The 21,974-nt window shown below is 46.9% G+C and carries 18 protein-coding genes; 2 read left to right on the top strand and 16 right to left on the bottom strand.

Annotation, left to right across the window (positions count from 1 at the left end; translation table 11 throughout):
* Positions 1–441 precede the first annotated feature (441 nt).
* From EFBL_RS06070 to EFBL_RS06040, 7 genes are all read right to left on the bottom strand, one after another.
* Positions 442–1,875: a sigma-54 interaction domain-containing protein gene (locus EFBL_RS06070; RefSeq protein WP_096181269.1), complete on the bottom strand. Its 1,434-nt coding sequence runs from the start codon at positions 1,873–1,875 to the stop codon at positions 442–444.
* Positions 1,876–2,029: 154 nt separating this feature from the next.
* On the bottom strand, positions 2,030–3,298 hold the full coding sequence (locus tag EFBL_RS06065; RefSeq protein WP_096181244.1) for a methyl-accepting chemotaxis protein: 1,269 nt from the start codon (positions 3,296–3,298) through the stop codon (positions 2,030–2,032).
* Between the two features lie 163 nt (positions 3,299–3,461).
* On the bottom strand, positions 3,462–5,672 hold the full coding sequence (locus EFBL_RS06060) for a YcdB/YcdC domain-containing protein (protein ID WP_165912712.1): 2,211 nt from the start codon (positions 5,670–5,672) through the stop codon (positions 3,462–3,464).
* Between the two features lie 38 nt (positions 5,673–5,710).
* On the bottom strand, positions 5,711–7,969 hold the full coding sequence (locus tag EFBL_RS06055) for a YcdB/YcdC domain-containing protein (RefSeq protein WP_165912713.1): 2,259 nt from the start codon (positions 7,967–7,969) through the stop codon (positions 5,711–5,713).
* Between the two features lie 144 nt (positions 7,970–8,113).
* Positions 8,114–8,281, bottom strand: a complete 168-nt coding sequence (locus EFBL_RS06050) for a XapX domain-containing protein (protein ID WP_096181268.1) — start codon at positions 8,279–8,281, stop codon at positions 8,114–8,116.
* A 45-nt stretch (positions 8,282–8,326) separates the two neighbouring features.
* A complete protein-coding gene (locus EFBL_RS06045) occupies positions 8,327–8,752 on the bottom strand; it encodes a YwiB family protein (protein WP_165912714.1) in 426 nt (141 codons plus the stop codon).
* A 510-nt stretch (positions 8,753–9,262) separates the two neighbouring features.
* Positions 9,263–10,909, bottom strand: a complete 1,647-nt coding sequence (locus EFBL_RS06040) for a bifunctional metallophosphatase/5'-nucleotidase (protein ID WP_096181240.1) — start codon at positions 10,907–10,909, stop codon at positions 9,263–9,265.
* 227 nt (positions 10,910–11,136) lie between these two features.
* Between EFBL_RS06040 and EFBL_RS06035 the strand changes: the two genes are divergently transcribed.
* Both EFBL_RS06035 and EFBL_RS06030 read left to right on the top strand, forming a co-directional pair.
* Positions 11,137–11,316, top strand: coding sequence for a hypothetical protein (locus EFBL_RS06035; protein WP_096181239.1), 180 nt, complete (start codon positions 11,137–11,139; stop codon positions 11,314–11,316).
* Between the two features lie 68 nt (positions 11,317–11,384).
* Positions 11,385–12,248 (top strand): YitT family protein, encoded by an 864-nt coding sequence (locus EFBL_RS06030; protein ID WP_231705698.1) that lies wholly within the window; start codon positions 11,385–11,387, stop codon positions 12,246–12,248.
* 415 nt (positions 12,249–12,663) lie between these two features.
* On the opposite strand, the gene speB is transcribed toward EFBL_RS06030, so the two are convergent.
* The 9 genes from speB to EFBL_RS05970 form a co-directional block, all read right to left on the bottom strand.
* Positions 12,664–13,536 (bottom strand): agmatinase, encoded by an 873-nt coding sequence (gene speB / locus EFBL_RS06025; RefSeq protein ID WP_096181267.1) that lies wholly within the window; start codon positions 13,534–13,536, stop codon positions 12,664–12,666.
* Positions 13,537–13,569: 33 nt separating this feature from the next.
* The gene (gene speE / locus EFBL_RS06020; protein WP_096181237.1) at positions 13,570–14,403 is read right to left on the bottom strand and encodes a polyamine aminopropyltransferase; all 834 of its coding nucleotides are present in this window, start codon (positions 14,401–14,403) and stop codon (positions 13,570–13,572) included.
* A 1,588-nt stretch (positions 14,404–15,991) separates the two neighbouring features.
* A complete protein-coding gene (locus EFBL_RS06000; protein WP_131927783.1) occupies positions 15,992–16,486 on the bottom strand; it encodes a hypothetical protein in 495 nt (164 codons plus the stop codon).
* A 19-nt stretch (positions 16,487–16,505) separates the two neighbouring features.
* Entirely contained in the window at positions 16,506–17,042 is a 537-nt protein-coding gene (locus tag EFBL_RS05995) for a hypothetical protein (protein WP_096181232.1), read from the bottom strand.
* Between the two features lie 12 nt (positions 17,043–17,054).
* Positions 17,055–17,549, bottom strand: coding sequence for a hypothetical protein (locus EFBL_RS05990; protein WP_096181231.1), 495 nt, complete (start codon positions 17,547–17,549; stop codon positions 17,055–17,057).
* Between the two features lie 370 nt (positions 17,550–17,919).
* Positions 17,920–18,531, bottom strand: a complete 612-nt coding sequence (locus EFBL_RS05985) for a response regulator transcription factor (protein WP_096181230.1) — start codon at positions 18,529–18,531, stop codon at positions 17,920–17,922.
* Entirely contained in the window at positions 18,515–20,722 is a 2,208-nt protein-coding gene (locus EFBL_RS05980) for a sensor histidine kinase (RefSeq protein WP_096181229.1), read from the bottom strand. The genes EFBL_RS05985 and EFBL_RS05980 overlap by 17 nt, the downstream gene beginning before the upstream one ends.
* A complete protein-coding gene (locus EFBL_RS05975) occupies positions 20,723–21,685 on the bottom strand; it encodes a polyprenyl synthetase family protein (RefSeq protein ID WP_096181228.1) in 963 nt (320 codons plus the stop codon). It lies immediately after the preceding gene.
* Positions 21,682–21,876 (bottom strand): hypothetical protein, encoded by a 195-nt coding sequence (locus EFBL_RS05970; protein ID WP_096181227.1) that lies wholly within the window; start codon positions 21,874–21,876, stop codon positions 21,682–21,684. Before EFBL_RS05970 ends, EFBL_RS05975 begins: the two co-directional genes overlap by 4 nt.
* Between the last annotated feature and the right edge of the window lie 98 nt (positions 21,877–21,974).

The following is a 21,974-nucleotide window of genomic DNA, read 5'->3' as shown; positions in this document are numbered from 1 at the left end:
TCGGGCGCCCCCCCAAAAGACCGCCCTACTACACGAGAAAGCCCGTCGTACCAACTAAATATTGCAACAATCATGCCAAAGAAAAATGCTAAATTTTCGGCACAAAAAAAGGCCCGCTGCAATACGAGGCCTAAACAATTTTGGAATAGGTGATTTTGAGGCTCTTATTGACTGCCTAGAAATGAGGATTTCAGGAATAAGAGATTTTCAAGTATCTATTTGAACGTTGGTACCAACGGGGAATATAAATTTGATCGAATAAGCACCTTGGGATCCCTTATTCAGAAAAAACATTTTATCCGTATGAAATAAGGGCACCAAAGTCTCTTAATTTGAGTATCAGACTCAAAAACAAAAAAAGCGGATCCAAAATCCGCAAACAACTTCTGAAGAAAAGTACTCAATAGAGGATTTTTCGATAGCCTGAAAACCAATTTACCGCTATTCCTTGTTTCTCCCCCTGCCGACCCGATACTGCAGGGTCTGACGAGGCATGCCGAGCCGCTTGGCTGCCTGCACCACATTTCCTTTGGTTCGTTCCAGCCACCGCTCAATGATCGTTCGTTCCACCCGATCCAGATACTCCCGCAGCGACAAACCCGATGCTTCAAATTCTTCCAGCACGCCGAGCCCCTTGGCAGTTGAGTTGCCGGAGCCATCTGAGCCAGCGGCATGCTTCCGTTGAACACCCGCCTCCTGTGCAATTTGGGGCGGAATCAACTCGATTCCAATCGTATCCTCCCGAACGAGATTCATAGCACTTTCTATTGCATGCTGCAGTTCCCGCACATTTCCGGGCCAATGGTAGAGCTGAAAGCAGCGCTCCACCTCCGGTGTCAGCCTGTCAACCCGTTTGTGAAACCGTTCATTGTACAACTCCAGAAAATGCCGGGTCAGCAGACGGATATCTTCCTTGCGCTCCGCCAGTCTTGGCAGGTGCAGGGAAACCACGTTCAGTCTGTAATAAAGGTCTGCCCGCAGAAGCCCTTTTTGGATCGCCTCCAGCGGATCGCTGTTGGTGGCCGCCAGAACCCTCACATTTACAGGCGTCACTTTCGTGTCCCCGATTCTGCGCACATACCCTTCCTGCAGCACGCGAAGCAGCTTCACCTGAAGCTCCAGCGGCATCGAGTTGATTTCGTCAAGAAACAGGGTTCCCCCATCCGCCAGCTCAAACAAACCCGGCCGATTCTCGGCCCCTGTGAAACTCCCTTTGACCGTTCCGAACAGAAGACCTTCCAGCAGCGAAGCCGGCATGGCTGCGCAATTCTGGGCAATAAAAGGACGGTTCCTTCTGAGCGAGAAATTGTGGATCGACTGTACAAACAGTTCCTTGCCGGTACCCGTTTCCCCACAGACAAGCACCGATGAATCGGTGGACGAAGCCCGGGCCGCCAGCTCTTTCAATTCAATCATTCGCGGATTGCATGTGATAATGTCGTCAAAGGTGTAGCGGGCCTCCAATTTTTGACGGGGTTTCGCCTTCCGTTGGGAAATCAGACTGGCCTGCAGGTCAATCAGCTTCTCCGCCAGTTCCTTCACTTGCGTAAGATCCTTGGCTACTTCCAGGGCCCCGATCAATTGACCCCGGGAAAAAATGGGCATTGTGCTGTTGACAGTATGCACCGCCTTCCCATGAACGTTGGTATAAGTTTGTTTGACATGATCGACCGGCTTCCCCGTCGCAAGCACCTGAAGCAGCGTACTCGTATCCGGTCCAAGCGAAGGAAACACGTCCAACACATGCTTGCCGATCACTTCTTCCGGCACCAACCCGTCAAGTTTGCCCGCCACTTCATTGTAAAAGACAGTGATTCCGTCCCGGTTTACCGCATGAATCCCCTCGTCGATCGATCCCAGTATCGCATGCAGCATTTCCAGTGTATTGGCCGCTGACGCTTCCAAGCCGTACACCCCCTTGTTTTCTCAGTATTCACTTTATGAGAAGATGCCAAAAATTGGGCATTCAGATGTCAAAAAACCGGCATTATTCGGAAACCCCCGGCATTGTCCGGAGGTTTCGTCGATTTTACCGGCTGATTTTGAATTTGCTGATCAGTTCCTGCAGTTCCAGGGCATGTTCACTCAAAGAGGAAGCAGACCTGGCGATCTGCTCCATGGAGGCCAACTGTTCCTCCGAGGCAGACGCCACTTGAAGGGAGTGGGTTTCCGATTGTTTGGCAATGCTGGTCATCTGCTCAACAGAGGCCAATACCTGTTCCGACCCGGCTGACATCTGCTGGGAGGCGGCCGAAATCTCCTGAATCTGGCCTGCAACTTGCTGCGAAGCGTTGACGATTCGCGAAAAAGAGATTCCCGCAGTCCGGAAAAGTTCCATTCCTGATTGAACTTCTTCCATGCCTTCATCCATGGATTTCACAGCTTTGGCCGTATCTGCCTGGATTTCCTGGATTAACGCCGCAATTTGACCGGCTGACGCCTCCGATTGCTCCGCAAGTTTCCTTACCTCATCCGCCACGACTGCAAAACCTCTTCCATGTTCGCCTGCCCTTGCCGCCTCAATGGCTGCGTTCAGCGCCAACAAATTGGTTTGCGACGCAATACCGGTGATGACTTCGACAATCTGTCCGATGGCTTCTGAACGTTCCCCCAGATGCTTGACGACTGCTGCGGAATGGGTAACCGCAGCCTGTATCGAATCCATCTGTTGCACTGCCTGCTGAACAGAATGATTCCCTTGTTCCGCCTGCTGTGACATCTCAAGCGAAGCCTCGGAAACGACAGATGAACTCTCCGCCACCCGCTGAATTCCTCCAGCCATTTCTTCCAACGCTTTCTTGCTTTCTTCCGCGCCGCGGGCTTGCATTTCAGCCCCAGTTGCCACCTCGTGAATAGAGGCTGCGATCTGATTGGCTGCCTGTGTGCTTTCTGCGGCACTGGCAGCCAGCTGTTCCGACAAGGCTGCCGTCTGATGAGCCGTTTCGTTTACATGGCCGAGAACATTCTCCCAGGTGCCGACCATTTGATTGATCGAAACCGCAATCGGTTTCAGTTCCCCTACTTTGTCCTCATCAAGTCGAGCGGTCAAATCGCCGTCCGCAATCGCTTGAATGTGGGAGATGATTCCCTTCATGGGTGCCATGAAACGCTTGTAGTTCAGAGCGCTGATGATCAATCCCATCATTCCGCCCCCCAAAGAAACCAATGACAGGTTGATCCAGACAGCCTTTCCCCTGATTTCGTTGCCATATACTATCCCGACACCGATGACCATCGCCCCCAAAGCTCCCAATACGGCAGAACGGATGATGTACTTCGCCACTGTCTTCCTCTGCATGCCCTCACCCCATTATTTTAAACCGACTGTTCAGTCAAATATCGGTATCTAAATATTCACTCAGCTATTTCATTTCTCCTGCTCGAAATTTGTCGAAAAGAAAAAAAATATGAGAAAAGCCTTGATCCCTTTCTTTCAAGGAATCAAGGCTGTTTGTTACCTATTATTGCATGTAGACGCCTGAAGATTGTTTTTCCGCAAGATGGTCCCAAACGCGGTTGATCACCACTGCAGCCTGTGCTTTGGTCACGACTCCCCGTGGATCGAAATTTCCGCCGTAGCCGGTCATGATGCCAAGTGACGAAACAATCGCAATATCCCCCACATATCGGTCTGATGTTATGTCCCGGTACCTGTTTATAAACGTGTTGGGGACAGTGGACAGTTTGCCGTACCCCATAATCGTTACCATCACATCTGCTAGCTCTTCGCGGATTAAGAAATCATTGGGCCGGAACCGTTTGGCCTCCGGATCCACCCATCCGCTGTTGACGGCACTTTGAATAAAGCCGAAATTGAAGTCCGAATCCGGGACATCCGAAAACTCAAACCTGCCCGACCATTGATGGTTGGTTGGAAAGCCCGATTTGATCAGGTAGCGCATCATGTCGCCGCGGGTAACCCCTTCATCCGGATACATCTTTCCGTCTTTCAGGTCTTTGTCGATCATGACGCCGCGATCCAGCATCCATTGCAGATATTTCTCCGCCCAATGGCCTTTGATGTCATTCGCAACCGGACGCTTGGGCGGCTCCGGTACTTCCCATTCCCCCTTCACCGCATCCAAATCGTGTGGGTATTTGTCAGCCGGGGGCGCATAAACCAATGCCACCCCTTTTTGTGGACCTTGCTCATAGGGATTTTTCCCCTTCTCAAAGACCGGCAGATATTGCAGGCGCAGGGGGAACGCTTCCGCGAATTTGCCTCTGGCCTGATCCATGGTCACGATGCCCTCTGCGGGCGCGAATTGAATATCCGCATTCCAATCCCCGCCGCTGAAAAATTCTTTGATGTTCCCCGTGTCCGGGTCCATTGACAATGCAATCGTTCCATCACGAAAAGGAATCCCGTTCACCAAACGGACAAAATGGAAGGCATAAGCAGGTCCGGTCTTCAACCCATGCTTCACATCCCACAAAGGATCCAGCGCAATCAGATGTACCTTCGTCGGTATAGCCTGTTTGACAAACCCGATCGCTTTCTGACGTGCCTGCTCTTCCGACAAGCGGGGGTTCGTTGGAAACTTATACGGTTCTTCACCGAATTCATGCCGAATGAAAAACCTTAATTCTCCGGTTTTGGCATCTATCGAAACCGTTGCTCCGTCGTGCGTCTTCGGGTCATTCGGTTCGCCTTTCTGATACTCGAATGTCCAAACCGAGTTACGCTCGCTGTGTTTCTCATAACGTCCGCTCGTCTGTTTGTACCCCGACAGGTTGAGTTGATAAGCGGCAACCATTTCCGCTGCCTCTTCCTGCGTGAGGTCTTTCAAAACCTTTGGTTCGCCCGGTTTTTCGGCCAGTAAGGAATAACCTGCGGCCGTTTTGGGTTGCACCGGTTCTCCAAATGAGTCAATTTCAACACCTTTCATCGCATCAATCACAGGGAAATTGTGTCCTTCCCGATAAGGACCGTAAAAGAGTTTCGCCTCGTTGCCATCCTTCGAATCGGGCTTGTAGACTCTCTGATAACGAAGTTCCAGGGTAAGCGCCGCTTTGAAGGCTTCCGTTGCCCGTTCCTTGCTGATCGCATCAACAGGCTTCGGAAACTCCAGCCCTTCGGTCCATTCACAATAATAATTTCGCAGCTGTCCTTTGCCATTGACAGTAATGGAAACGTGGTTGGGAGGATACGGAATCCCGTCCACCGTACGAACAAACTTGAATGTATGCATGGTTTGGCCGGATCCGAAGTCCTGAGGCAACTCCTCTTCTGTAACCTGATTTGCTCTGTCGGGAGCCAGTTTGTTCAAATATTCTTTGACCATGGTCCGGGCTTCGTCCCGCGAGATTGCGGAATCCCCCTGCCCATCGTCATTGTCGTGCGCGTTCAGATTCAGAAGAGCACCCGTTTTTCCATGCATTGTAAACGTTATGGAACCATTGTCGGGTTTTCCTTTTTTTTCAAAGCGGATGGTCCACACGCTGTTCTGTCCATAGATTCCCGGATGATCCTTTGACTCGTAATAGGACGCCTCCACCAACTCATACCCATCAGGTATTGAAACCAGTTTTTTCGCCGCCTCGATCGCTTGCTCCTTGGACATTGCCGTTGTGGTTCCGGTGGTAGCCTTTGCCATAACGGAGTATGGCACAGTTGTCAGCAGCATGCACGCTGCCAGGCCGGCTGCCGCCGCTTGTTTCCAATTCTTCATTGCCCTGCCTCCCTCTACTGCGGGATGGACCAAATGGACTATTTCGTCATGAAATAGGGATACTGGTTCTTTTCCTTGACGTGATCCAGCATCTTGGTCAGCACAACGGCAGCCTGCGCTTTGGTCACGCTTTGTTTCGGACTGAATTTGCCTTCCCATCCGCTCATAATGCCAAGCGCATTGACAATGGCAATGTCGCCCATGTATGGCCCGTCATTGGCCACATCCGGGAAATGATTGACGAATGCTTGCTTCGCATCTGCCAGTTTCGCGTAGCCAAGCACTGCTGTCACCATATCCGACAGTTCTTCACGGGTAACCGGATCCTCCGGCCGGAAGTTCTTCACGTTCTTGTCAATCCACTTCCGGGCTGCCGCTTCTTCGATATAGTTGTAGTTCGGGTGGTCCTTGCCGACATCGCCAAAAGATGCGGCCGCTTTCTGTTCAAACGGACGTGGTCCGTCCATGCTCAGCAGCAGGTACTTTACCATGTCGCCGCGGGTGACCGTCCCCTCCGGTTCCAGTTTCCCGTCCTTTACTTTGAACACTCCACGGTCTGCCAGATAGCGGAGTTGCTTTTCCGCCCAGTGTCCCTGAATGTCATTGATTTCAACCGGTTCTGCCGGCGCCTCCCCATAAAGCGTTACCCACTCTCCCGTCACAGCATTCAGCATTTGCATGTTGCCGAAGCTTGCCGGGGCGTAAACAAGAGCCACTCCCGATGGCTTTCCGGGTTCATAGGGGGTTTGGCCTTTGTCGTAGATGGCCATGTATTGGAGACGCAGCTTGTATTTCTCAACATATTTGTTCTTGGCCGTTTCCAGATCCAGTACATTCTCCTTGGGCTGGTATTTGACATTGTCATTCCATCCCCAACCTGCGGAGAATTCCCGAATCTCTCCGGTGTTCGGATCAATCACCACCCTGGCGCCGCCTTCCCGATCCGGCACACCGTTTACCAGGCGCACGAACTCAAAGGAGTGGAATGGGTATCCCAATCCCATCTTCGGATTGCTGTTGAGGCTCAGTTCAAATGCGGGATTTAGCGCAATTTTGTCAATTTGGGTGGGCAGAGCGGACTTGAGGAATTCGATTGCCCTGGATTTTGCCTGTTCCCTTGTCACTTTGGGATCTTTGGGCATTTCTTCCGGTCCTTCCCGCCACTCGTTGCGGTAGTATTCGCGCAACTCACCGGTCTTGGCATCAATTGCGACGGTGATATTTTTCATAGTTTTGTAATCTTTGGGATCTCCCATCCGGTAGTGGAAGCGCCACATGAGGTTTCTGTCCTTGTAATTCTCAAAGTTGACAGTTTCCAGAGTATACCCTTTCAGATCCAGATTGTAGGAATCCACAATCGCCTGGGCTTCTTCCCTGGTCAGTTCTTTGGCAGCTTTCGGCGCACCCGGCTTATCCGCAAGCGGCTTGAACTCCATCGCAGGCTTTGCCGGAACCGGCTTGCCGTCCATGCCGATTGCCTCTCCCTTGGCTGCGTCAATCATGGGGAATGGGCTGCCCATGCCGTAGGTATCCCAAGGGCCGTAGAGGAGTTGGGACTCGATTTCATCCCACGCATAGGGCTTGTAAATGCGTTGGTATTGAAGTTGAAGATTCAGGGAACTCTTGAAAACTTCCCTGGCTTTTGCCGCATCGACAGACGCCTGAAGATCCGGGAACTGCATGTTGTCAGACCAGTTGTAGTTGTACCCGCGAAGTTCGCCTTTGCCGTTGACCCGGATGGTGATGCCGTCTGCAGGATAAGGAATTCCGTTTACAACGCGTTCGAAACGGAACATCTCCATGGCACTGCGGCCATAGGGCCCATAGGCATAATATTTTTCCTGCAATTCCGCCTCTTTGACCTGATTGGCTTTGTCGGGGGCCAGTTTCTTCAGGAATTCCAGCGCCCTGGTTCTGGCTTCGTCCCGGGTGATCGAGTTCTCGATGGTCGAATCGTCCTGCTGGAAGAAATCGAGATTCACAACGATTCCTTTCGCAGCGTCCACGACTGCATGAATGTTGCCTCTTTCATACCGCTCCTCTTTGCCGAAAGTGATCATCCATGCACTGTTTCGTCCATAGGGCCCATAGCCGTCTTTGGCATCATGGAACGACACGTTCAGCACTTTGTAATCTTCCGGAATTGAGACGAACTTCTTGACAACATTGACCGCTTCTTCCTGTGTCATTGTGGATGCGGTCGCTGCCGGTGATTCGGCAAGCGCGGCATACGGCACGGACGTAAACAGCATTCCCAGTGTCAGTGCAACCGCGGTGGTCCGTTTGAACTTTTTCATACAGATCCTCCTTTTTCCTGTCTCCCTATGTACCCCAGTGCTTCCAAAATCTAGTATATTACCCCTACATAGTATTAGACGAGGGAGGCCACAAAAAGTTACCATCTCCGCAAGAAATTTTTTAAAACAAAAAACCGGCCGTGCTTACTGCCACAGCCGGCTGATCCAACTGAACACTACACCGCCAAGCCAGATCCCCACAATCCCAAGCACCCCCGAAAAAACGGGCGGGGCAGGCAGCGGCAGCTTCATTGCCGAGAACAGAAACCCGACAATCAAACCTGTTGCCAATGACAACACCCAAACTCGCATATCCAAAGAAACATTCCCCTTTCCGGTAAAAAAATGAAGCCGCAATCAAATGTCAGTATTCACGTGCATTTCAACTTCCATTCGGCTCACGGAACCTGCCATATCCATGATGTACCCGATTCGGAGCTGCCCGCCTTCAGGCGACAGGTTCTGTTCCAGGCGAAAGGTCTCAAATTGCACCGGCAGATGACCGTGGGGAGTAACCAGTGTGGTGGAATCGCCTGCCCCTTTTTTGAAGAAAGCACGCAGTTCCGTGGCCCCCTGGCGAATCAGGGAAGCCTGCGCAGTTTCCAGCTTCCAGGTGGTCTGAATCCGGTCCGATTCATCTTGACCCTGTTCCTGATAGATGAGGTAAAGCGCGGTTTGTTTCTGATAAAGAAAGCCCGAGTGACTTGATGTAAATGTATGCGTTGTGCCGTCTTCCAATGTTTGCCTGGTGTGGATGCGTATCTTTGCGGGAATCTTTTCCACGTCGTCACCTCCAACGATATGATAGTACCACAAATTATTCTTTCCAAGCTGTTCACAAAGCAAGAAGACCTGCATTAACACCCTCAATTTCTTATAGATTGGAGTTGCCGCACAAAATTACGGAACCTGAAGGTACGAATCCGGTTTGTTTTGGTTACCCTTAGCAGGCAGGAAAGCTACCAGCTGCAAAATAGGACTGCATTTCAGGCTTATATTTGTCGATTCAAAGGTACTCCCGGAAATAAGACTGGTTATCAGTTCTATTTGCTATTTTCTGCCTGCGCCTTGGTAAAATCCCCCGGATAGGACTGATAATCAGTTCTATTTTAAGAGTGAAATCAAAAAATAAAAAATAAGACTGACAATCAGTCCTATTTTTACAATGGGCAGGTTTACGGAAAAATTGGATGCAAGGCTATCAGTTGTAAAGCTTACGTGATTTGTTGAAGAACAAAATAAAAGAGGACACATGTTATTCATATATATGTGTCCTCTCATGATTTTTAAGGTTTACGGTGCCGCAACTTCCGTAATCCGGCCCTCTACTGCAGCCGAGAAGGGCTGCGTCAATTGCTTGATATAATTGACAAGAGCGTCGATATCTGTCGGCCCCACTTCCCTGTTCTGACCCTCTTTCAGAACGGTGAAGTTGTCTCCCCCGTCAGCCAGGAAGCTGTTGACCGTGACCGTATAAGTTGCTTTCGGGTCAATCGGAGTCCCGTCCGGGAGCGTGATGTCAAGAATCTTTCTGGCTGCTTTGTCTCTTGTATATTTCAGACCGGAGATTTGCAAGGTTCTCAAGCCAATGGATCCGTCTGTCTTTGTATACCACTGCTGTTCCAGCAGTTTGCGAATTTGTTCGCCGGTAAGGGTCATCTTGACCAGATCGTTGTTGAAGGGTTGAACGGTGTAGAGTTCGCCCCAGGTGACTTCTCCCTTGTCGATGCTTGTTCGGATGCCTCCCGGGTTCATGAACGAGAAGTCCGTCTTCATCGTGGCCCGTTGGGCGTCCGCAATCAGGTTGCCGATGGCAACTTCTTTCTCGTAACGGTCATCATATGGCAGATCGTCAGCTGCGGTTCCCACCACCTCGTTGACAATCGGAGCCACTTGGGCTTCATACTTTTCAATCATCGCCTTGATTGCAGGGTCAGGTGTCTTGCCTTCGTGGAACGTGGTGACGATTTCCGTTTTCTTGGAGACGATATCCCCGGTTTTCTTGTCAATTTCAAGATCCACGTCAGAGAATGCCGTTCCGTAAGCATAAGACTGGACGATCAGTTTGCCATCCACCACGGCGTTCATAAATTGATGGCTGTGGCCGGCAAAGATCACATCCACTTCATCGTCGATGGCGTTGGCAATCTCGACCGCTTCACCAGTCGGATTGCTGCCGTCCTGTCTGGAGGTTCCCGGATTATGGGCCAGGACGATGATCGACTTAACACCCTTATTTTTCAGGAGTTTCGCATATTTGTTGATGGCTTCCGCTTCGTCTGTAAACTGCACATCCTTGACTCCGCTGGGGATCACAATGCTGGGCGTGTCAGACAGAACCACCCCGATGAAGCCGATCTTCACCCCGTTTACCACCTGCACATGGAACGGCGGCAGAATGGGCTCGTTGGTGCTCTTGTCTACCACATTGGCAAGCACATACGGAAACTTGGCCCCTTTAAATTTTCCGGTCTTCGGGTGATAGCCGCCGTAAATCAGGCGCATCATCTCGTCTACGCCCTCGTCAAACTCATGATTGCCGGGCACTCCAAGATCGAACCCCAGTTCGTTGAGAATTTCAATTGTCGGTTCATCCTGCAGCAAAGAGGATACCGGAGCACTGGCACCAACCACGTCACCGGCATGTACCAGCAATGTGTTTTTGTTTGTAGCTTCCCTTTCCTTCAGATAAGTTGCCAGATAATCGGCACGACCCACATCTTTCCCCCCGACTTTGCGGGTCACGTTCAACTGTCCGTGAAAATCGTTGATTCCCAGAATTTGTACCTGAATGTTCTGGCTTTTAACAGCTTCCGCATCTGCAGCTGCTGCGGATAATTCCGGGTTTGCCGCGGCAACAGGGCTGACTGCCAATACGGCTGCCAATCCCGTAACAGGTATGGCTTTTCGAAGTTTGCGCCAGATTGTTGATTTCCCCATACGATCCCCTCCCAAAAACATTCTATTAGAACATTTTCAGAGTAATGCAAGAGTATGAAGAGAAAATGAAAGGTTTGTAAACTATCGGTAAATCCAACCCACCTGCAAATCCCGACTGCGGTACGTTATGCGCTTGCAAATCGCAGGTCTTTCTTGATTCCATGACAGAGTCGGTATACAATCGTATACAAAAGTATTCCTCTCGCGATAGGGGATGAAATGGGAATATGGCCATGACATACCGGAAAGAAAAGATCCAATCGTTCGTCGAACGCCTTCAGATCAGACGATCGATCCTGCAAAACAAATTGAAAGAACCGGAGTATGCGAACCAGCTTGATTTTCTCAAAGGACAACTGTTCGCGATCGATATGGTCATCGAGGAGCTTTTCCGGGAGTTCAAGTGACGGCCCAGATCCGATCCTTCAAACAAGGAGGGAACTGAATGGAAGGAATTCAGGCAGCAAGCCACAAAATGCCGCAAACAAAAACCAAAACGATTACGAAATACCTGAAAAGGATCCTCTTCATTACCCTCGGAGCCGTGTTAGTGTCTATCGGACTCGAAATTTTCCTCGTTCCCAACCAAATCATCGATGGGGGAATCGTAGGAATTTCCATCATCTTTTCCCACCTTTCCGGATGGCCCCTTGGGATGTTTCTGTTCTTTCTGAATCTGCCTTTTTTATTGATGGGATACAATCAGATCGGCAAAACGTTCGCTTTGTCCACATTGCTTGGGGTATCTGTAATGTCCGTTGGCACACAGCTTCTCCATCCGGTGCCAGGTCTGACGGATGATCCTTTGCTGGCCTCCGTGTTTGGCGGAATTATCCTGGGAATCGGCGTTGGAATGGTCATCCGGTACGGAGGATCGCTTGACGGTACGGAGATGGTAGCGATCATGATCAACAAGAAGACTCCTTTTTCTGTTGGCGAAACCGTGATGTTCTTCAACGTTTTCATTCTGGGCAGCGCCGGCTTTGTATTTGGCTGGGACCGGGCCATGTACTCCTTGATCGCTTATTATATTGCCTTTAAAATGATTGATCTCACAATCGAGGGCTTCCAGGAGTCGAAATCGGTTTGGATCATAAGCGAAAATTACAAGGAAATCGGTGAAACCATCCTGGCCCGCCTGGGACGGGGAGTCACCTATTTGAACGGCGAAGGCGGATTTACAGGCGACGACAAAAAAGTTGTCTTCTGCGTCATTACAAGACTGGAGGAAGCCAAGCTGAAATTGATCGTGGAAGAGGTAGATCCCTCCGCATTTCTGGCCATCGGCACCATTGCGGAAGTCAGGGGTGGCCGCTTCAAGAAGCGCTCTATCCATTAGCCTTCAACAATCTCACCAGGAGGGGTTGGAATGGTTTGCACCAGCTGCAACGGCACCGGAAAGCTAAAGCTGACACTTCCCATGCCGATGGAAGTACCCTGCGGAAGATGCGGGGGTACCGGAAGAGTGAAGCCCAATGACAAGATACAACGCAAAGGAATATCGAAATTCTTCGTGAAAAAACGATCCGATTAAACAGTGGGGCTGTCCCAATATGGGAAAAGGCAAGCATTTTGAAAAATTGCGGTGATTTTCAATGTTATTTTGGAAATCGAAGTGGTGGTTTTCAAAATAGTGATGATTTTCAACTCTAATTTAAGAGATTTTGACAAGAATAGCGTTGAAAAACACCGATATTTCGAAAGGGTACTCTAAGCGGGCTGTCTCAGGACAGCCCGTCTCTATAGAGGTCAACCTATTTCACTAGCCCCAGCAGCACTTCCCGAATCAGCTTCGAGGCCACAATCTGAGATAACTCCGAAGGATCAATGCCCGGGGCCACTTCCACTACGTCAAATCCAACCACGTTGATACCGGCCCCGGCAATGGCATGGATCGACTCAAACAGCTCGGCGGACGTGATGCCTCCCGGTTCTGCGGTTCCCGTGCCGGGCGCAAAGGCGGGGTCCAGCACATCGATGTCCACTGTCACATAGACGGGACGTCCTTGCAGCTCCGGCAGGACTTTCTTCAGCGGTTCCAGCACCTTGAACGGGTAAAAGTTGGTGTTCTCCCGGCCCCACTTGAACTCTTCCCGTGTACCTGAGCGGATACCGAACTGGTAGATATTCTTCGGATTGAGAAAGTCCCTCGCTGCCAGACGGATGACAGCCGAGTGGGAAAGCGGTTCCCCTTCATATTGTTCCCGCAGGTCGGCATGAGCGTCCAGTTGCACCACGACCAGGTCCGGATACTTCTTGTGCAGCGCCTTCAGCGGAGAGTAGGTGACCAGGTGCTCCCCGCCAATGCCCAGCGGGAACTTGCCGTCTGCGACGATCTTGTCCACAAACTCCTCAATTTGTTCCAGGGAACGCCCCGGATTTCCAAAGGCAAGCGGAATGTCCCCCGCATCAAAATACTTCACATCTTCCAGATGCTTGTCCAGATAAGGGCTGTATTCTTCAAGTCCGATGGACACTTCCCGGACTCGTGCCGGACCGAGGCGTGTGCCGCTTCGGAAGGATACGGTCCAGTCCATCGGCATCCCGTAAATCACCACTTGTGCACCCTCATAATCTTGAGTGGCGCCAATAAACTCGTTGCCTGTGTAGGCTGGGTCAAACTTCATTGGGTGAAGTGCCATTTTTCCGCCCCCAAACGGTTATTTCAAGAGTTCTTCCACAAACTTCGGCAAGTTGAAAATCGACTTGTGAATCTTCGGCGAATAGTACTTGGTGCCCGGCGGATCAAACAGCTTGGACTCATCCACTTCCAGCGGGTCGTATTTCTTGGAACCCATGGTAAAGCTCCAGAGCCCCGACGGATAGGTCGGAATCGAACAGGTGTAATACCGGGTAACCGGGAAGATGGATGAAATGTCTTTGAACACCCTGGTAATCAGTTCCCGGTTGAACCAGGGAGACTCCGACTGGGCCACCATGATGCCGTCTTCTTTAAGAGCTTCATAGATGCCCTGGTAAAAGTCCTTTGCAAACAGGCCCACAGCCGGACCGACCGGCTCGGTGGAATCCACGAGAATGATGTCATACTCGTTCTTGTGCTCCATCACATGCTTGATGCCGTCGATCACCTGCACATCCACCTTCGGATTGCCGGTCAGCTCGCTGGCAATCTGCGGCAGGTATTGCTTTGACACTTCTATAACACGACCGTCGATTTCGGCGAGAACCGCTTTTTCCACACTCGGATGCTTGACGATTTCACGGATCGCACCGCCGTCTCCCCCGCCTACCACCAGCACCTTTTTCGGGTTCGGATGGGTGTTAAGCGCTACGTGGGAAATCATCTCATGATAGACAAACTCATCCTTGTCGGTGGTCATGACCATGCCGTCGAGGACCAGCATTTTGCCCCATTGCAGGGTCTCAATCATATCAATCTTCTGGAATTCCGACTGTTCCTCGTGCAGGCTTTTCTTAACCTTGGCAGTGATGCCAAAGTTCTCCGTCTGCTTCTCCGTATACCAAAGTTCCATGGTGCTTTCCCCCAATCATCATCGCTTTTTACAGGTTTCCTCTGTGTTGTGCAACTTATCCAATTGATCCACTTTTCTCCTGCAACAAAAGATCATTATACAGCAAGCTGTTTGATCTAGCAATTTGCTTGAAAGGGGTTACTTGGAAGGGCTTCACAGAGTTGAAATGATAAATGTGACTCATCCATGTGAAAAAGGAAGGTCACATTTGTACTCGCTTTTACTGCTGTAGAAGAATATAAATTACGGCAATAGAGTGTAATCCAATGTAAACAACAAAGAACGCCTTCCAAAAGTCATACCAGAATTCCCCTTTTGAGTATTGCTGTTTCGATAGCATATCAACTTTCTTTTCTAACTCCGCTACTCGTTGCATTAGATTCTGGAGATCGTGCTGTTCCATTATTTCTCCCCTCCCACTTTTCGAAACCAACCGGTATATATTCCTTTAAGGCGGTACCAGACAAAAGTCATTACGAATGCAACAAAGAAGTGAATATACCAGACTTTCATATACTCAGAAAAATTATCTTCTACGTAAAAGCGTCTAAAAAACAGACCAACCAAAACATAAACAATAAAAAAGACCAGAACAATCCGCGCTATCTCTAATAAAAATAAGAGTATTGTTTTCATAATACCCACCTTGTTGAAGTATGTTTTATTCTGTAATCAATCTAAGAGGCAATGAGAGCCCATACGAGAAAAAGCAGCCAAAGAACAATAAATACCGAATGCCAAATTAATCCCGTCGTTCGTAAAAAGTTCTTCTCCCCATTGAACGCAAACACGAGTCCTAATATCGACAAAACGATGATTCCCCAAAAGAAGTACTTACCTGTCACCACCATCCCGCTCAGCAAAACTCCAAATAGAAGAAGCCCAAAATGAAAAACCTGGGTTCATTTGTTGACACCAACCAGTCTTCAGATTCAAACGAGCTTTAATTCGAAAGAACAAAGGGGCGATGCTCAGTAGTTTTTTCTATTTTTAACTTAAGGGGGTACTCTATCTTTATGACCTTTCCATCTTTTGTTGTGAACTTGGAATTAAGGACAGTAAACTCTTTCACATGATCTTTTTCGATGACAAATAAGTGAACATTTTCTTCCCATGTCATAAGTTTTTGCTTAACTCTAGATTCCGGACAACAGCTGTATCCGTACTATTCACACAACCAGCTAACAACAGGAAAACAAAGATAAACAAAAACGGTTTGAAGTGTATCATAATATATATCTCCAAGAAAAATCTTATTTTACCCATCTTCCTAAATAATGCGTAAGCAAAAGTGTTACAATAAACATCACAAACAGTACAATAATTTGTATTACTGCAACCAATGGAGAAATGCCAAAGAATGTATTGAATATCCATTGTGCTATTTTGAAAAAAACGAAAAATATACTACAGAATAAAATAAAAAGGATAACGTTCCTCAAGAATAAAATCCTCCCCTAAATGTGATAGGAACTGAATGTTCAAATACACTCAGTTCCATTTTATCGTTTTACTTATATGTTTGCTGTGAAAGTATCGGTTTGTACAGTGCTTACCTGTCTGGATGTTGCATGATGTCTTATCGCTTTCATTTAAACCTATTAGCAATCTCCACTAATGCTTCTTCGGATGCCAGATCACTACCTGCTCCAACTTGCACAGTAAATAGGATCTCACCATTGGTCCAGTGTATAATCGCGAGCTTTTCATCCTTCCTAAATTTAGCATTTGAATTGTTTAATGTTACTTCTTTTTCCGATTTGTCAGATGGCCAACCTAAATGTCTTAATTTATCTCCTTTTTCCTCACGCACATCAAAAATATATTTGTTATCTGCAGAAGCAAAGGACAAATTGACAGAATTAGGTTTGCCAGTGTTGGGGTCTACACCCACCAACACCTCTTTAAGTTCCATATCGTGTGGCAATGAACTAGGCATTACGATTTTAAAGGGTAATTGATCTTGTGCTTGTTTCAACAACGAATTATTTGGTGGAACATCCACTTGCGTTGGTTGACTTGTACACCCTGTAAACAATGCCACCGATATAATCAGAGCGACAGGCAGCATTTTTAACCTCATCGGGTCACCTCACCGTTATTCACTGCTTAAAAAGTTTCGCAATTTGAACCAGCGTTTCTTCGGAGGAAATATCGCTGTTTGGATTGGTTATCGCGAAGAAATTTACATCTCCTTTCGACCAGGAAATAGCTGCAATTTTGTCGGTCAAAACATATTCCGCACCCTTATTATTTATAGCAAGTTTTTTATTTTTAATTCCTTTGCCTTTGATGGTGTTTGTCGCTTTTCCTTCCCAAACTTGCAGTATATTTTTCTTATCAGGAGAAGCGAACGTTAAAATAGCACGGGCTAATTTTGGATTATTAATCCCAGTTGGAGGGTGGGAAACGACTACTTCTTTAAGAACCAAACCATAAGGCAAGTCACTCGGAGCTATTATTGAGAAGGGTACTTCAGCCTGAACTTCTGCTAATGATTTAGATTTTAATTCTGTATGTTGCCGTTTGATATCAATCTTAGTTTTAGTGGAATCATTGTTACTAGCAAAACTTGATTGAGTAGCCAAAAATGTCAACCCTACCGTTAAGATTGTATAAACTAACCAGCTTTTTTTCATTTTTAATCCCTCCTAGTAAGCTATAAAAACTACAGAATCTACTGCTGTATTTTGGACTTGGTAACCATCTTTAGTTTGTTGTCCTACTCCTATATATTGTTCCATATAAGGATAGGCATTTTCTTGCCACCCTGGAGTCCATGGGTCATTAACTTTTACGTTAAGGCTTGAATTAAGTGCTACACCGTAAACATTACTTATAGGGAAAGTATTGTTTTCATTTACCGAATCCACCAACCAAGTAATTCCAAAAAATAACTGTTTCGGAGAACTAGACCCTCGGTACCAATTGAAATTATTCAGATAAAGAGTACCGTCATTATTGTTGTCACCATCGACAGAAAGATTCCAGCTGTAGCTATTTTTTTGTATGTCTGTTCCGCTAAAAGAAACAGAGCGTGTCATGTAAGTACTAGTAATAGTCATAGTTTTTGATTGGGCATAGGCTAAACTAGAAATGGCGGCAAACCCAATTAAGCTCGACAACAGTATTCTTTTTAACCTCATCTTTTTTCATTACCCTCCTCAATAAATTTATGATCTATCCTGAGAATAGTCGAATCTTATATTGCTTCTTGTAATGAAGAATGTTTTTTGACATTTTGTTGGCGGTTACATCCTTTCATCTCCTCCCTTCTTACCTCTTGTCTAACTTCTTGTTTGACTCTGGAAGCTGCAAAATATGAAGCGCTTACAGCTACTCCCGCTACTAGCATTGTAGATGCTAGAGCTCACCAAAGAATTTTTGTTCTAGCAATAAATTATTTACTGCTATAACTAGATCATAGATTTTGTTTTTTAAAAAAACATCCGTATATACCGCAAAGTTTATTGCGGTATCACGCAAATTTTTTCAATCCAAGGTGAGCTACATAAATTACTCTATTATCCCCTTCTGAAATCCTTTAACTACAGCGCCAATTCGTGAATCAGCTCCAAGCTTTTGAATAATCGAGGAAATATGGTACTCTACTGTTCGCTTCGCCATGTTTAACTCTTTGGCAATATCCCCATTGGTTTTTTCCTGCGCCACCAATTGTAAAACCTGAATTTCCGTTGGGGTAAGGAGTTGATGCGTTTCGTATTGTTTTGTTTTTTCAAAAATCAAGTAATTCCCCAAAGCACTTTGCCTGATTGCATTTAGTATTTGATCGTACGAGGCGTTTTTGGGTACAAATGCATGAACCCCAATTTCAAACGCGGTTCTCTGGTACTCCTCGTATACGTATCCCGATAAAATGACCAGCTTTACCGAATCCCCATATTCTCCTTTTATCTGTCTCGCCAACTCCAATCCATTGATTCCGGGCATGCGGATATCCAAAACAACAACATCCGGGAGTAATTGACGCATCTCCTCAAACGCTGTTATTCCGTTGTCAAAAGCACCGACAACTTGTATATCAGGTTCACCCTCCAACCAGTTCCGCAACCCATTCATAACAAGCGGATGGTCATCGACCAACATGACTTTAATTGGCTTGCTCATGCTCCCACTCCTTTGACCAGACAGGAAGTTCGAACGAAACCCTGGTGCCTTTCCCCGGAGCCGAATGGAAGGAAAGACTCCCTCCCAAATGCTCAATTCGTTTCTGTACAGTTACCAGCCCCAGGTGTTTTCCATTCAGAAATGCGTGAAAATCTATTGGCACATCAATCCCTTTGCCGTCATCGGAAATTTCACATGTCAAAGTATCGTTTTTCAAAACCAATGAAAGTTGAATCGTTTCGGCTTCAGCGTGTTTCAAAGCATTATTGACCAGTTCCTTAATGATTCGAAACAAGCTTACTTTTGTAGTAAAAGGCAGCAAATGTTCGTCTTCCATCTCATACTTCCAATCGATTAAAACGTTTCTCTTTTCCTTAATCTCCCGTACATACCAGCGGATCGCTTCCCGCAATCCGAGATCTTCGATTATGGACGGATACAATTCCGCGCAAATTTCACGTATCTCGTATATGGTGTCGTTAACGTTCCTTACAAGAAAGTCCAGTTTCTCTCTTTCCGCGAGTAACGGGTTGTTGTCCCCTATCCTCTTTAAATCTCGCGACAGAAAGATCAAACTTTGCAAAATTTGGTCGTGCAGGTACTGTGCGATCCTGATTTTTTCTTCTTCCTGGGCCTCAATCAACAACTGGCTTACATCCTTGGAAATCGCGATGTCGTCTTTACCATAAGACCTGTTTGCTCTCGTTTGATATTCTTTTTGAAGTTCATCGTACATGGAAAAGTGAATGTAAATATCAAGCAGATCTTCGGTCAAATTCCTAAGAAATTCTATTTCCTTAGAGGTGAACTGCGATCTGTTTCTTTTGTTTCCAACAACCAAATAGCCATGTGGTTCTTGATTGGAACCTATTACAAAAACCCGGTGAATCAGATTCCCATATGTAAGACGTTTTGAATCAGATCGCCGGGGAAAATCTTTTTCCAACCATTTCTGCAATTCCTTTTCCTTGTTTTCAAAACAGCCTGTACTACTGAAAACAGGGCTTTCTTTTCGATACCAGATCAAAAACATCCCATCAATGTCAATCACCTTGTGGATCAATTCCAATATTAACCGCATGGTCTTATAGGTCTGTTCACCTTGAGTTACCAGCAGCAGTTTTATTTTCTGTTGCCTTAATGCATCTTTCTTTTTGAAAAAACTTCGGTATCCCCCAAGGTAAAATTTCATATCGATAATTTGACGCTTTGTTAAAACGTACGCACATGTCAATGGCAAGATCACAATACTCAGCAAAGTATACTGAAAGGGTATGACATCTGTTTTTAGTATGAGGTCGGGAACAACGGTAAAGATGAAGAACGGTAAGATTCCCGCAAGGAATCCGAATAACAAAACCAAGAATTGATTTCTTTCGGAGGGGGCAATTTTATTCTTGGAACTTCTAAATGCTACAGGCAGGGAAAGCAGCAACAATCCAATTTGCGCAAGCAGTCCATATCGAAACCATTTCACAATTAGAGGGGAAGAGAGATTCACAAGAAGGTACACAAATAGCGATATGGTAAACAAAACGCCAATCAATCGAAACACGTTACGAATTCTATGAAAAGAAGGATTATCAAATTTTTCGAGAAATTGTTGAACAAAAGAAACCGTGAGAAACGGAATCCAGGCTACAGATAAGATCACAAGGATTCGGGCAGGAAGAAGGCCATGGCTGGAAGGAATGGAGGCCATCATCGCAAAAGAGATGGCTGTCATCAGCAACCAGAAATATTTGATCAAGGTGAAACGCGGTTTGCGGATATACGTATAAGTAGCAATTGCCCAAAAGGCAAAAGATAAAGCGGTCAAAGATAGCATCTTGCTGGAGGAAGAAACAGCGCCTCCCTCTTTAACCTTTAGCTCATAATAGACACCTTCAGTTGTCAGAAGATTTAGCGAATCTACATTCTCCAGAATTCCCCACTTGTAAACATTATAGTTCTCTTCCGGCGCAGCCCCATCCACCAAGAAAACTAAATCTCCCTGTTTGATTCCCCACTGATGCCCAACCCCAAAAGATTCAACTTCTTGAACAATCCATTTCCCTTGATTCAACTCCAGAAACACACCCATGAAGGGGGTATTTTGAACATACCAGATAAAGTAAAGAGTACAGCACAAGAATAGGACACTAAGCAGGAATACCAGACGGTTAAATCTTTCTGCAACAAAAGAAATCATCTACCTCTCTCCTGCAAACAGTTTGCGAAGCTGTAAACATTTCTCTGATCGGCCATAAAAAGCTTCAATCAACTGAAATGCTTTTTCCGTATACAACCGGCTTAGAATGAATGTGTAATCAAAAGCTCCACAGTTGATTATGTATTCCCTTATTTGAACCCGATTGGCCCACAACAAATTCTGGTCCTGGCTCACTCTTTGCATGAGTTCAGAAAAACCGTCACCGGATTCATAACTATTCTCCAATGACTTGATGAGGGGGAGCGTCATTTTTAATTTCATCAAATCATTTTTACTGTCCCTCATGAAATCGGCCGCATCGTTCTTCAGCTGTTCGGCCATTCCCAAATAGCAACCAGCGTTCCGCCACAAGTTTACTTGTTGTTCATCACAAGCCAACAAGGCAACTGCCAAGCAGGCCAACTCCCCAAACTTTCCAGACTTAAGGCGTATTACATCCAGATACTTCTCTTCCGTGATAATTTTAGGGAAACAACAATCCTCGTCCAGCCATTGACCCCAAGACGCTTGTAAGATCGCGCGATTCAACTCGGTCATAATTGCTTGTTTCACGTCACTTTGAATATTCCGGGTCGTCAACACGCTCCGAAAAGCCAACATTAAAGTCCAATTGGCGAACAATAAGCTTTTTTCGACTGGGAGATTTGGCTCCTGCAGCGGGAAGTTATCTTTGTCAATCATATCATCGTAAACGTCGCCGCTCAGGACAATAAGTTCAACAGCCAGGGACATAGGAAAAGCTTGTTCCATGTTTATGTCCAGCAAATCACCAATAGCTAAAGTGAACCCCATCCAGCTTGACTGAGGCTGTGGGCCAAGAGCTTTTCCCTCTTCAGACAATTTAGCCAACAAGATCTCCATAAATTGTGGAGAAGGGATTTCCCTTTGCACTGTTTGCAAAAGAAAATCCCTGGTCATGGCTTGAATCATCTGCGAATTCATACCCACTTGCTCGATGTACCAATAATCTTGTTATCCGTGCGTTTATCTACAAAATGCTCAATCACAACTTTACGTTCCATGTTTGTCAAACGACCAAGCGCATAAGCATTCTCTCCATCTTGAATCACTTCGTTACTATTTACCCTGCTCTGTACCAAATTGCTTACCGCTTTCCACAAATCGCCTCTCATAATCTTCGTCCTCCCCACCCCTATTTTCAAAACAAATAAACAGTCATGTTAATTATACCTTACATTTATATTTATGCAAACAATATTTAGTGAAATGT

The organism is Effusibacillus lacus, assembly GCF_002335525.1.
Taxonomy (GTDB): domain Bacteria; phylum Bacillota; class Bacilli; order Tumebacillales; family Effusibacillaceae; genus Effusibacillus; species Effusibacillus lacus.
The sequence above is the reverse complement of the archived record's forward strand: the minus strand, read 5'-3'. Positions and strand labels throughout refer to the sequence as shown.

Coding starts and splice junctions, on each gene's coding strand:
- EFBL_RS06070 (WP_096181269.1), bottom strand. CDS start 1,875: ATGCTGCATGCGATACTGGGATCGATCGACGAGGGGATTCATGCGGTA.
- EFBL_RS06065 (WP_096181244.1), bottom strand. CDS start 3,298: ATGCAGAGGAAGACAGTGGCGAAGTACATCATCCGTTCTGCCGTATTG.
- EFBL_RS06060 (WP_165912712.1), bottom strand. CDS start 5,672: ATGAAGAATTGGAAACAAGCGGCGGCAGCCGGCCTGGCAGCGTGCATG.
- EFBL_RS06055 (WP_165912713.1), bottom strand. CDS start 7,969: ATGAAAAAGTTCAAACGGACCACCGCGGTTGCACTGACACTGGGAATG.
- EFBL_RS06050 (WP_096181268.1), bottom strand. CDS start 8,281: ATGCGAGTTTGGGTGTTGTCATTGGCAACAGGTTTGATTGTCGGGTTT.
- EFBL_RS06040 (WP_096181240.1), bottom strand. CDS start 10,909: ATGGGGAAATCAACAATCTGGCGCAAACTTCGAAAAGCCATACCTGTT.
- EFBL_RS06035 (WP_096181239.1), top strand. CDS start 11,137: ATGGCCATGACATACCGGAAAGAAAAGATCCAATCGTTCGTCGAACGC.
- EFBL_RS06030 (WP_231705698.1), top strand. CDS start 11,385: ATGCCGCAAACAAAAACCAAAACGATTACGAAATACCTGAAAAGGATC.
- speB (WP_096181267.1), bottom strand. CDS start 13,536: ATGAAGTTTGACCCAGCCTACACAGGCAACGAGTTTATTGGCGCCACT.
- speE (WP_096181237.1), bottom strand. CDS start 14,403: ATGGAACTTTGGTATACGGAGAAGCAGACGGAGAACTTTGGCATCACT.
- EFBL_RS06000 (WP_131927783.1), bottom strand. CDS start 16,486: ATGAGGTTAAAAATGCTGCCTGTCGCTCTGATTATATCGGTGGCATTG.
- EFBL_RS05995 (WP_096181232.1), bottom strand. CDS start 17,042: ATGAAAAAAAGCTGGTTAGTTTATACAATCTTAACGGTAGGGTTGACA.
- EFBL_RS05990 (WP_096181231.1), bottom strand. CDS start 17,549: ATGAGGTTAAAAAGAATACTGTTGTCGAGCTTAATTGGGTTTGCCGCC.
- EFBL_RS05985 (WP_096181230.1), bottom strand. CDS start 18,531: ATGAGCAAGCCAATTAAAGTCATGTTGGTCGATGACCATCCGCTTGTT.
- EFBL_RS05980 (WP_096181229.1), bottom strand. CDS start 20,722: ATGATTTCTTTTGTTGCAGAAAGATTTAACCGTCTGGTATTCCTGCTT.
- EFBL_RS05975 (WP_096181228.1), bottom strand. CDS start 21,685: ATGAATTCGCAGATGATTCAAGCCATGACCAGGGATTTTCTTTTGCAA.
- EFBL_RS05970 (WP_096181227.1), bottom strand. CDS start 21,876: ATGAGAGGCGATTTGTGGAAAGCGGTAAGCAATTTGGTACAGAGCAGG.